At 67.7% G+C, this 11,753-nt stretch carries 9 protein-coding genes and 1 pseudogene; 4 read left to right on the top strand and 6 right to left on the bottom strand.

Annotated features, from left to right (window positions below; all coding sequences use genetic code 11):
• Positions 1-166, bottom strand: a pseudogene (locus G472_RS40240) (IS256 family transposase); the annotation flags it as partial.
• 894 nt (positions 167-1,060) lie between these two features.
• Here G472_RS40240 and G472_RS38185 point away from each other — a divergent pair.
• Positions 1,061-1,261, top strand: coding sequence for a type II toxin-antitoxin system HicA family toxin (locus G472_RS38185; RefSeq protein ID WP_084536729.1), 201 nt, complete (start codon positions 1,061-1,063; stop codon positions 1,259-1,261).
• A gap of 51 nt (positions 1,262-1,312) precedes the next feature.
• Positions 1,313-1,717 (top strand): type II toxin-antitoxin system HicB family antitoxin, encoded by a 405-nt coding sequence (locus tag G472_RS0117625; protein WP_029009431.1) that lies wholly within the window; start codon positions 1,313-1,315, stop codon positions 1,715-1,717.
• Positions 1,718-1,859: 142 nt separating this feature from the next.
• On the opposite strand, the gene G472_RS0117620 is transcribed toward G472_RS0117625, so the two are convergent.
• A complete protein-coding gene (locus tag G472_RS0117620; RefSeq protein WP_035692808.1) occupies positions 1,860-3,833 on the bottom strand; it encodes an O-linked N-acetylglucosamine transferase, SPINDLY family protein in 1,974 nt (657 codons plus the stop codon).
• A 14-nt stretch (positions 3,834-3,847) separates the two neighbouring features.
• On the bottom strand, positions 3,848-8,698 hold the full coding sequence (locus tag G472_RS33950; RefSeq protein WP_281173349.1) for a DUF4347 domain-containing protein: 4,851 nt from the start codon (positions 8,696-8,698) through the stop codon (positions 3,848-3,850).
• Positions 8,699-8,855: 157 nt separating this feature from the next.
• Here G472_RS33950 and G472_RS33945 point away from each other — a divergent pair, with 157 nt between their 5' ends.
• Entirely contained in the window at positions 8,856-9,038 is a 183-nt protein-coding gene (locus tag G472_RS33945) for a DUF2149 domain-containing protein (RefSeq protein ID WP_084536728.1), read from the top strand.
• Here G472_RS33945 and G472_RS0117605 read toward each other — a convergent pair.
• From G472_RS0117605 to G472_RS0117595, 3 genes are all read right to left on the bottom strand, one after another.
• Complete coding sequence (locus G472_RS0117605; protein ID WP_029009429.1) at positions 9,005-9,346, bottom strand: hypothetical protein; 342 nt, start codon at positions 9,344-9,346, stop codon at positions 9,005-9,007. The two genes, G472_RS33945 and G472_RS0117605, sit on opposite strands and share 34 nt — an antisense overlap.
• Positions 9,343-9,591, bottom strand: coding sequence for a hypothetical protein (locus G472_RS0117600; protein WP_084536727.1), 249 nt, complete (start codon positions 9,589-9,591; stop codon positions 9,343-9,345). The genes G472_RS0117605 and G472_RS0117600 overlap by 4 nt, the downstream gene beginning before the upstream one ends.
• Positions 9,592-9,755: 164 nt before the next feature.
• Positions 9,756-10,967, bottom strand: a complete 1,212-nt coding sequence (locus G472_RS0117595; RefSeq protein WP_051340959.1) for a benzoate/H(+) symporter BenE family transporter — start codon at positions 10,965-10,967, stop codon at positions 9,756-9,758.
• Between the two features lie 79 nt (positions 10,968-11,046).
• Between G472_RS0117595 and G472_RS0117590 the strand changes: the two genes are divergently transcribed.
• Entirely contained in the window at positions 11,047-11,727 is a 681-nt protein-coding gene (locus G472_RS0117590) for a GntR family transcriptional regulator (RefSeq protein ID WP_029009426.1), read from the top strand.
• Positions 11,728-11,753 lie beyond the last annotated feature (26 nt).

The following is an 11,753-nucleotide window of genomic DNA, read 5'->3' as shown; positions in this document are numbered from 1 at the left end:
GCTGGTTGACGCGCTCCGGCGTGCGTTCGCCGTGTCCGGCGCCGCACAGGCCGTCGACCTCCAGGTCCATCAGGCGCTGCGCGACATAGCCGATCATCTCGCGCAGCAGGTCCAAATCAGAGCCCTTCTCCAGAAGCTCGTGAAGCGCCATTCTGTCCATGGTCATCGGGGTCCTCGCCAGTCTCGTTCAAGGTTGTGGTGACCCGAACCTACCGGAGATCCTCGATGACCGCCCCACTGTGGATAAGCGGCCCGCCTACGCCAGCTCTGGGGGGCGCTGCGGCGGGCCGCTTACCCACAGCTCGTACACCACCTCGGGGGACGCGGCCCCCACCTTCAAGCTCAGCATGGTGCGGAATCGCTCATCAATCTCTGACGCGCCGCCGTTGCAGGTAACGCAGGCCGGTACAGTAATGAGGTTAGGGCGTGGGGGCGGAAACATCCCTTTCGGGGGAACGTGATCTTTAGTTGTACCGTCTCGAACACCGCAGAAGACGCATACCGGTGCCGTCTTGCGGAATTGCTCTTTCTTTACCTTTGCCTCACCCATCCGGCAGTTCCTTTTCGCTACAGCCGCGAACGACGTTTGCCCTCTCCGCTACCGGCTTTTCAGGACGGAGGAGGTGAACAGGCCAGCATGAAGCGGGCGATCACCCCCTGCACGAACGGTTGCACGTCCATGACCGCTCGATAGGTTTGCGCCTGTCGCCTTGTCGGTGTAGACCCCGCTCGGTGTCGACGTCGGCAACCACCAACGCATCGCGTTGAGGTTCGAGGTTTTGGTCATGGGTGGAGACGCGGGCGTAACCGATCAGCATGGGTGTCCAGAGCGCCATAACTCAACGGACGCACTCTGCCATGGCACACCCATTCGGTCCCTTGTTTCGGCACACCATCAGCCGCGGTTGCGCTGGCCCCCCTGCCGATAGAGAGCGTCACAAACGGACGTTTTTTGCGCGCGACGCCCCTCCCTTGAAATTGGTGTGTGTCAATACACATTCCGTGTTGATGACCTCCGTTCCGGTGTGTATGAATACACATATCAGCAACGGAGCGGAGGATGGGGAAGACACTCAGCAGCAAAGAGGTGATCGCAAGCCTCACCGCCGACGGATGGTACGAAGCGAACCACGAAGGCAGCCACAAGCAGTTCAAACACCCAACAAAGAAAGGTCGAGTGACAGTTCAGCACCCCGTTAGACACATTCCCATCGGTACTCTTAAGTCGATTGAACGGCAGTCCGGGTTGAAGCTCCGGTGAGGACCGGCAACTCGGTCTTACCAAATAACTAAATATTGAGGGCAAGCAATCATGGGTGCGCGATACTACCCTATCATCCTCGAACGTACGGAAGACGGCTTGAGCGCGTCGTTTCCCGACCTCCCGGGATGCGTCACGTTCGGCGAATCCTCGGAGGCCGTCCTCGCCAACGCCGAGGCTGCGCTTGCGCTGCACCTCGCCGGTATGGTCGAGGACGGCGACCCCATCCCGGAACCGTCCCGGCTGGAGGACGTCGCAAGGGATCCGGAGGTGGAGGAGGCCGGAAGGCTGCTGGTGCGGGCGGACCTCCCCGGCAAGGCTATCCGCATCAACATCACCATGGACGAGGGCCTGCTCGCCGCCATCGACGCGGAAGCCAAGCGACGGGAGACCTCTCGATCCGGCTTCCTCGCAGCGGCCGCTCGCCGGGAGCTGATCCAGCAAGCCGGGCGTTAATGTGGCAAAACGCAACGGGCGGCCCGACGGCCGCCCGTTCATCCACCGGTAGCTTTGGAGGCTGCCCGTGTAACGTTCCGTTCCATTGGTTTCCGGCCGTATCACATCCCGGACAATCCGATCACTCTCGTGTCGTGCCCCCTTACCCTCCCGGTCGGGAGGCCGCCGCCTCGACCATGGAGCGGTAGGCGTCCTCCAGGGCGCGGGCGAACGCCGGTGCATCGCACAGCGGCGATGTCAGGAGCCGGGTGCGCAGTGACGCGCGCAGATCGGCGAGGCCGGCCGCATCCGCCACCAGGGCGGCGGCCTTGGCGATGTAGTCGGCGGGGTCGTTCGCCACCAGCCGGTCGGCCAGGCCCACCGTCGCAAGGATGCTCGCGCTGATGCGTCCGGCCCACCGGTCGCCGCGCAGGGTCACGACCGGCACCCCCATCCATAGGCTTTCCGCCGTCGTCGTTCCCCCCGCGAAGGGCGTGGGATCGAGCGCGGCGTCGATGCGGCCGTACGCAGACAGGTATTCCGACCGGGGCGACTCCCCCTCCATCCGCAGACGGTTCGCGGCGATGCCGTGGGCGGCGAAGCGGTCGCGCAGGGCCTGGCGCACGCCGGCGTCGCCGAACTGCCGAGCCTTCAGCAGCAGGCGCGCCCGCGGCAGCGCCGCCAGCAGGTGCGCCCACAGCTCCACGGTCGCGGGGCTGATCTTGGCCCGGTTGCTGAAGCACCCGAAGGTGACGGACTCGCAGGCGAGCAGCGGCGGCGGCGCGACGGGCACGTCGTCCGCCGGCGGCGTGAAGCACAGGTAGCTGTTCGGCAGGCGCCGGACCGATTCCGTGAAGTACCGCTCGTCCCCCGGCGGAACCACGGTATGGTCGGCCAGGATCCAATCCATGCCCGGCAGGCCGGTGGTGCCGAAATAGCCCAGCCAGGTCACCTGCACCGGCGCCGGCCGCCGGGCGAACAGGGTCAGGCGGTTGCCGGCGGTGTGGCCGGACAGGTCCACCAGCACGTCGATCCCGTCCCGGCGGACGAGGTCCTCCACCGCGTCGTCGCCGACCCCGACGATCTCGCGCCAGGCGTCGGTCCGCGCGCGCAGCCGGTCGGTCAGACCGTCGCTCCGGCTGTTGTTGGCGTAGGCGACGACCGTCACCCGCGACCGGTCGTGCGCGCCCAGGACGCTTTCCAGGAAATAGCCCACGGGGTGGCTGTTGAAGTCACCCGACACATAGCCGATCCGCAGCGGCCGCCCGGGCGTCAGGGGGGCGGCGAAAGGACGGGGCTCCGTCGGGCCGACAAGGCGTGTCCCCCAATCGCGCGCCGCGGCCAGGATGTCGGCGTTGGTGCACTCCGTGGCGTAGTGCTGCGCCATGAGGAGGTTGCTGTGGGCGGCCGCGTAGCCGGGACTGTGAGACAGGGCCGTGCGGTAGGCGGCGATGGCCCGGTCGGGCTGCCCCTGCTCCTTGAACACGTTGCCCAGGTTCGACCAGGCTGCGGCGAAGTTCGGCCGGATGCCGATGGCGACGCTGAAGGACGCCGCGGCCTGGCTGAGAAGGCCGCGCATCTGAAGCGCGTGGCCGAGGTTGTTGTGGGCCTCGGCATGGTTCGGCTGGTGCTGGATCGCGGCGCAGAAGGACGCGATGGCCAGGTCCGGTTGGCCGACCTCCTGCAGGATGACGCCGAGGTTGGCATGCGCCTGCGCGAAGTCCGGCCGGATGGCGATGGCATGACGGTACGCGGCGATGGATTCGTTCGGCCGCCGCTGCATCCGGTAGAGGTTCGCGAGGTGGAACCGGGCGTCGGTGTGGTCCGGGTTCAGGCTGACGCAGGCGTCCAGGGCCGCGACGGCCTCGTCGAACCGGGACCGCGCCACCAGCGACATGGCGCGGTTGTAGTGGAACTCGGGAACCTCGACGATGGTCAGCGCCAGGCGGATGAAGGCTTCGCCGGCCTCGTGGTCGCCCTCCTCGGCGTGAAGCACGCCGAGGAGGTGCCACGCGTTGGCGTCCGCCGGGACCTGCGCCAGCACGCGGCGATACAGCGCCCGGGCCTCCGCCCGGCGTCCGGCCTCATGAAGGGCCAGTGCATCGGACAGCGTCGGTGCGCACGGTGTCTCCTCCATCTCTGCCACCGGGCTCACCCGCCGGCCCCGACGACCAGGATGTCGGTGTGGCTCAGCGTGCGCACGTTGAGGGTGGCAATCGCCACCGCCGCCCCCGAACCGGTGCCGTCCGCATCGAAGGACAGCACGCCGGTCGTGGTGTTGAAGACGAAGGAGGCGTTGGCCGACAGCGGGTTGTCCAGCGCGAAGTGCTGCGCCGACAGGACGCCCGTCGCGATGTTGCCGAAGTTGGGGCCGACGATGACGATGTGGTCGACCCCGGTCTCGAAGTCGGCGATCACGTCGCCGCCTTCCGCGGGGTGGCGGATGACGAACCGGTCGGCCCCGGCGCCGCCCCACAGGGTGTCCGCTCCCTGGTTGCCGTCCAGCACGTCGTTGCCCATGCCGCCGTAGAGCACGTCGTCGCCCTGGCCGCCGAACAGGGTGTCATGGCCCTGGCCGCCGAACAGCGTGTCCGCCCCCTTGTTGCCGTAGAGCACGTCGGAGCCGAGCTGGCCGTACACCACGTCATTGTCCATGCCGCCGAACGCGGTGTCGCTGTCCTGGCCGCCGAAGATCGTGTCGTTGCCGGCGTTGCCGTACAGCAGGTCGTTGTCGCGGTTGCCGTACAGCACGTCGTTGCCGACGCCGCCGGCCACCGTGTCGTTGCCGTCGTCGCCGAACAGCACGTCGTTGCCTTCGGCCGAGGCCACGAAATCGTTGCCGCCGCCGCCGCGCAGGGTGTCGTCGTCGTCCCCCAGCACGATGTACTGGGCCCGGTCGTCGCCGACCACGGTCTGCGACCCGGCACCGCCGGTGACCCGCACCGCGCCGACGACGGCGGCGAAGGAGACGTTGTCCAGTTCGATCACCGTGCCCGACGGCAGGCCGGAGGCGTCGATCACCAGCGCCTCCCGGGCGGAGCCGCCGGTCGGCGAGTCACCGGAGATGCGCAGGCTGCCCGCCACCGTCGCGGTTCCCGCCGCCACCGTCGGGACGATGGTGCGCACCAGGAGGTCGGCGTCGGCGGGCAGGGAGCCGAGGAAGCTCTGGCCCACACCGGTCATCGCCCCGCGGGATTCCGGCCGGTCGGCCGTGCGCGCCTCGATCGCCTGGATCAGGCCCGCCAGCGCGTTGGCCGGGGCCAGCGTCCCGGTGACCCCTTCCACCCGCAGCCCGACCCCGGCAGGGACGCTGGCCTGCAGGACGATCCGCCCGGTCGCGGACTCGCTGACCAGGGGGATGTCGGCCTGCGGGGTGCTGGTGTTCTCTTCGGTGCGGGTGCCGGGCACCACCGGCACCGTGATGATCTCCACCACCGTGCCGCTGCCGGTGGTGAGGCGCTGCTGCTCCACGACGGCACCGTCGACGGTGGTGGTGGTCGTGGTGGAACCGACCACCGTCACCTGGCTGCCGATCACGGGCGTCGTCACCGTCGTCGGGCCATTGTCCGGCGGCGGGGGCGGTGCCGTGGTGAAGTTCAGTTGCGTGCTGCCGCTGAATCCGGCGTACCCGTTGCCGGCCATGTCGGCGATGGCGCCGGTGTCGATCTCCAGATAATAGGCGGTGGCGTGGGCCAGATCGGCGGTCGGATCGAGGGTGACCTGGTTACCGGAGACGGTGACGCGGTTGCCGGAGCCGACCGTGAAGGTCTCGACCACCGCATTGTCGGACACCCGCTTGAGCACGATGCTGCCGGTGCCGGCCTGCACGGACTCCGAGAAGGTCAGCACGATGTTGGCGCCGATCGCCACGCCGGTGGCATCGTCCGCGGGGGAGGAGACGGACAGGGTCGGCGCGGTCGCGTCGATGGAATCAGCCGCCTGGCTGATGGGCGTGGTGTAGGCGGTGTTGGCGTTGCTGGAGCTGTCGACCAGCACGAGGTTGACCGGGATGTCGGCGCCGGCCGCCACGTCGGTGCCGCCGGCGGTGACCGTGAAGGTGGCCGTGTAGGTGGTGTCGTTGACCTTGGTGAAATTGCCCAGCGCGAAGCCCGCGATGGTGCCGGATTGCAGCGAGTAGGTGTCGCTGTCCGATGCCACGGTGATGGTGGCGGTGATCACATCGTCGATCTTCGCCGCGCTGTCGGGGATGGTCACGCCGGTGATGGTCGGCGGTGTCGCGTCGAGCGCCTGCATGCGCGTGGACGTCGCGGTCTGCGTCGAGCTGCCGTTGCTGTCGTTGGCGGTGACCACCACGCGGACGTACTTCGACTGGTCGGCCTGGGTCAGCGTGTAGCTGCTGTTGGTGGCGCCGCTGATCGCCGTCTCGTTGCCGCCGGCGGTGTTGTCGGCGCGATACCATTGGTAGGTGTAGGTCAGCGTGTCGCCGTCGGCGTCGCTCCAGGTGCCGCTGGTTGCGCTCAGCGTGGCGCCGACGTTGGCCGTGCCGGTCACCGTCGGCGCCACGCTGTTGGTCGGTGCCGAGTTGGTGACCTGCGTGCGCGCCGAGGACGCGGACTGCGTGCCGCCGTTGCTGTCGTCGGCCGTGACCACCACGCGCAGGAACCGGTGGGCATCCGCGGTGGTCAGGGTGTAGCCGGCGGACGTGGCGCCGCTGATCATGGATTCGCCGGTCCCCGCGCTGTCGCTGGCCCGGTACCACTGGTAGGTGAAGGTGCGGCTGTCGCCGTCGGCATCGCTCCACGTGCCGGTGGTTGCGCTCAGCGCGTTGCCAACCGTCGCCGTGCCGGAGACGCTCGGCACCACGCTGTTGACCGGCGCCGAGTTGGTGATCAGCGTGCGCGTCGAGCTGGCGGTCGGCGCGCCGCCGTTGTTGTCGTCGGCGGTGACCTCCACGCGCAGGAACTTGTGGGCGTCCGACGTGGTCAGGGTGTAGCTGGCGGACGTGGCGCCGGTGATGATCGTGTCGCCGGTCCCCGCGCTGTCGTCGGCCCGGTACCATTGGTAGGTGTAGGTCAGGGGGTCGCCGTCGGGGTCGCTCCAGGTGCCGTCGGTTGCGTTCAGCGCGTTGCCGACGGTTGCCGTGCCGGAGATGCTCGGCACGATGCTGTTGACCGGTGCGTTGTTGGGCGCCGTTACCCTGGTGCGGGTGGTGCTGGCGGTCTGTGTGCCGCCTCTGCCGTCGCTGACGGTCACCGCCACGCGGATGAATTTGATAAGGTCACCGGCACCCGTCGTATAGCTGCTGTTGGTGGCGCCGCTGATCGCCGCCTCGTTGCCGCCGGCGGTGTTGTCGGCGCGGTACCATTGGTAGGTGTAGGTCAGCGTGTCGCCGTCGGCGTCGCTCCAGGTGCCGCTGGTTGCGCTCAGCGTGTTGCCGACGGTCGCCGTGCCGGTGATTGTCGGTGCGGCGCTGTTGGTCGGTACCGAGTTGGTGACCTGCACGAGCGACGAGGCCGCGGTCTGCGTGCCGCCGTTGCCGTCGTTGGCGGTGACCACCACGCGCAGGAACTTGTGGGCGTCCGCGGTCGTCAGTGTGTAGCTGCTGGACGTGGCATTGCTGATCTGGGCGGTGCCGGTTCCCGCGGTATCGTTGGCGCGGTACCATTGGTAGGTGAAGGTGCGGCCGTCGCCGTCGGCGTCATTCCAGGTGCCGTTGGACGCGGTCAGCGCATTGCCGACGGTCGCCGTGCCGGAGACGCTCGGCGCTACGCTGTTGACCGGTAAAGAGTTGGCAACCGCCGTGCGCGTCGAGGTTGCGGCCACGACGCCGCCTTTGTTGTCGTTGGCGGTGACCTCCACGCGCATGAATTTGTGGGCGTCCGACGTGGTCAGCGTGTAGCTGACGGACGTGGCGCCGGCGATGATCGTGTCGCCGGTCCCCGCGCTGTCGTCGGCCCGGTACCATTGGTATGTGAAGGTCCGGCTATCGTTGTCGGCGTCGCTCCACGTGCCGGTGGTTGCGACCAACGCGTTGCCGACCGTCGCCGTGCCGCTGACCCCCGGCACCGCGGTGTTGACCGGCGGCGAATTGATGACCTGCGTGCGTGCCGAACTGGCCGTCTGCGTGGGACCGTTACCGTCGTTTGCAGTGACCCTCACGCGCAGGTATTTGTGGGCATCCGCGGTGGTCAGCGTGTAGGAGGTGGATGTGGCGCCGCTGATCATGGACTCATCGGTGCCGTTGCTGTCGGCGGCCCGGTACCATTGGTAGGTGAAACTCAGCGGATCGCCGTCCGGGTCGGTCCAGGTGCCGGTTGTTGCGCTCAGCGCGTTGCCGACGGTCGCCGTGCCGGAGATGGCGGGATTTGCGGTGTTGACCGGTGCGGCCAGCAGATGGCCGAACCGGCTCTCGGCTCCGGCTGACAGCACACCGGTGGTCTCGATGGCGCCGACCGTCGTTTCCAGCACCCAGTCGCCACCCAGAACCGAGGCGCCCGTGGGATTGGCGGAGGCGGCCACGTCCGAACCGGTTGCCGTGGCGAGGGCGATCACGAACGCTTCACCGACCGCTCCGGCGCCCGTATCGCAGGAGTAGATCAACAGGTCGCCGCGTTCGCTCAACGCCGCCCGGATGGCGCCGAGTTCCTCGTCGTATCGGCCGAGCGCCGCCAGGTCGAGGCTGGCTGTGCCCAGTGCCAGGCGCCCGGTCGATCCGTGGCTCATCACATGGATGGCGTCGACCCCGCCGCGCAGCGCGAGATACCCGGCGATCTGCGTCATGCCGTCGCCGGACGCGGACAGCAGCACGACCTCGACCCCCGGCCGGACACCCTCGACCAGGGCCGTCCACCCGGCGACCGCGGGATCGATGAAGGCGATCTCCAGCCGGCCGTCGTTAGCCGCGGGATCGGCGGTCCGCAGGGTGACCGGCCCGGGGAACGGCCCTGCTGTCGCGACATCCTCGACGCGATCAGAGGGAAAGCGGTTCGCATCGCCGTCCCCGGCCAGCCGATTGCGCCAATCCGTGATAGCGCCCGCCATCATCTACCCCTTTTAGAGAGTCGTGCATATCCCGATAGCGATATTTTCGGGTTCGCAGCAAGAAAGGAATTGCTACGGATTTCTACTAATCGTCGGCCATCAGTCCCTGATTCCAGGTTTTTGCAACCGATAAGAGCTGCTGGCGCAGCGGGTCCGGATGCCGGTGGAGAACCCCGGCGAGGCGGACATGCGCATCACCGTCAAGGACGGCCGCGACCTCACCCGCTATGAATCGAACGGTGCCATCGGTGAAGGGCAGGGGACCAGGGCCGGCGTCGCCTACCGGCTGCCGGACGGCCGCCTGATCTATGTGCCGGAGACGGCGGCGGACGGCCGGTAGGGTGCGGGCGTCCCGGCGCAGCGGGAGCGGGCGCGTGCCACCACCAGCGCCTTCAGCTCCCGCGGGATGCGCGTCCGGTCGGTCCAGCGCACGGCGATGCCGCCGCAGCGGCACTCGATGGCCAGCTCGCGGCCGTTTTCGTAGCGGTGCTGGTCCAGCAACGGCCAGCCGTCCAGCTCCCGGTACTTGAACGGCAGGCCATCCAGGGCATCGCGGAATCCGTCGAAGAAGCGGGGGTGCAGCAGCACCCGCCGCGCTTCGCGCCAGGAGCGGGCGCCGACGATGCGGTTGTTGGTGACGCCGCTCATTGCAACGGCCCGGTACCCCGGTCGGCGCTGCGCAGAACCTCCGTGCCGAGGCGGTCGAGCAGGCTGGCCGTCACCTCCGGCCCGTGCAGCCCGGCCAGCCGGTCCACCGCCTCGATCATCATGGCCCGGGCCACGATATGGTCGGGCAGTCCGCCCGCGTCGGCCTCGCTCCACACCCCGCGAATCAGGTCGAGAGCCGCCCCCGGGTGTTCGGGCGGGGGAGAGCCGGCCGTTGCGTTCGTCATGGTCGTCGCTGCCTCGTTCAGGTGATTCGCTATGTTATATCATAACAAACCGGAGGTGCGAGTCCCCATCACCGGCCAACGGAAGGCTGTCGCAGCCGTCACGCCGTTCCGCCGACGCCGATCACGCCACAGCGTCCGTGCCGACGGAATTGCGCGCTCAAGCCTCAGGATGCTTTTCGTTTCATGGCGTCGATGCCCCTTTCAAGAAGCAGCGGAAGGGCACCGGCCAACAGACCCCAGAATGCCGCACCGACGCCGAGAAATGATATGCCGGACGCCGCCGTGATGAAGGTGATGAGCGCCGCCAGTCGGTGCGATTCCCTTTCGAGAGCCGTTGTCAGCGACGCCGCCAGGCTGGACAGCAGAGCCAATCCGGCCACCGCCTGGATGAGCAAGGGGGGAGACGCGGCGATGAAAGCCGCCGCGAAGCCGGCCAACGGTCCCAGCACGAGATAGGCGACTCCTGCTGCGACGCTTGCCAGATAGCGGCGATTCGGATCGGCTCCCGCCTCCGGCCCTGCGCAGAGGGCGGCGGTGATGGCGGACAGGTTGAGGGCGTGACCTCCGAACACGGCCGTGGCGACACTGCCCAATCCCGTCGACACGAACACTTCATCGACCGGCGTATCGTAGCCGCTTGTTCTCAGAACGGCGACACCGGGCACGTTCTGCGAAGCCATCGTGACGATGAACAGCGGAATGGCGATGCCGATCGCCGGCAGGAGATCGAACACGGGCCGGATGAAGATCAGCTTCGGTCTCAGAAGGTCGAACGCATCGGCCGGGATGGTGGTCGTGGCCGTGACGATCACGCTCGCCACGAGAACGGCGATCACCACCGCATACCGGCGGACCAGACACCAGGCGAGCACCCAGGCGAGGATGATCGGCAATGCCAGGGCCGGCAGTTGAGCAACGGCATGGACCGGCGCGAGGCACAGTTCCATCAGGATGCCGGCGAGCATCGCGCTGGCCAGCGACAGGGGGATGGCGGCGACAGCCCGACCGAGAGGACGCCATAGCCCGGCAATCACGATCAGAAGACCGGTGATCAGAAAGGCTGTGACGGCGACACCAAAACCGCCATCGGGCACGCCCGCCCCCATCAGCAAGGCGGCACCCGGCGTTGACCAGGCAATGCTGAGGGGTTGTCGGTGGCGCAGGCCGAGCACAATGGCCAGAGCGCCTTGTCCGACGCACAGAACCAGCAGACCCGAAGCCGCCTCGGCCGGTGTTGCGCCGACGCCGGCCAGACCTTGAAGCACAATGGCGAACGCGCCGGCGAAGCCGACGGCCGCCGCCAGAAGTCCGGCGGTTACGGGCTGGATCGCCGACGAAACCGTGAGCGGCGGTGCTGAAGAAGGGGAATGGGTCATCGGGGAACGGCTTTGGGCAGGTGACAATGGCGATTCACCGTGGCATAATTGGATCCAATAGACAATTGGATATTTTGTGATGCCCAAGCTCGACCTGTCAGCGCTGATCGCGGAAGCCGGTGGCCGGCACCGCACCGCCACGGAGTTCGTGGAAGCAACCTTGCGGACCGCCATCCTCACGGGCCGGCTTCGCGGCGGCACGCCGTTGCGCCAGGAAGACCTCGCCGCGTCCTTCGGGGTGAGCCGGATGCCGATCCGGGAAGCGCTCCGGCAATTGGAAGCTCAGGCGCTGTTGGATTTCGTTCCGCACAAGGGCGCAGTGGTGACGGACATCTCCGCCACCGATGCCGCCGACATCTATGCCATCCGGCTCGCGCTGGAACCGGCCGTTCTGGAGCGGTCGATCCCGCATTTGACCCGGGCCGATTTCGAGCGCGCCGGTGACCTCATCGCCGAGATGGATGGTGAAGAGGACCCCGGCCGCATGGGCGAACTCAATCGTCGTTTTCACATGACGCTCTATGGCGCCGCAGGGCGCCCGAAGCTGATCGCGCTGACGGAAAATTATCTGGCCTCGTTCGACCGCTATCTGCGCTTCCAACTCGCAGCCAAGGGGCGGTCCCACCTGTCACAGGACGAGCATCGGGACATGCTGGCTGCGGCAGAACATCGTGACGCAAGACGGGCCGTCGAGATATTGCGCCATCATATCGGTGCTGCTGCCGACAACATTGCGGCATTCTTCGCCGGTCAAGAGTGAACGTAGTCGCAGCAACCCTGAGAGGG

It is taken from the genome of Azospirillum halopraeferens DSM 3675 (assembly GCF_000429625.1).
Classification (GTDB): Bacteria; Pseudomonadota; Alphaproteobacteria; order Azospirillales; family Azospirillaceae; genus Azospirillum; species Azospirillum halopraeferens.
The sequence above is the reverse complement of the archived record's forward strand: the minus strand, read 5'-3'. Positions and strand labels throughout refer to the sequence as shown.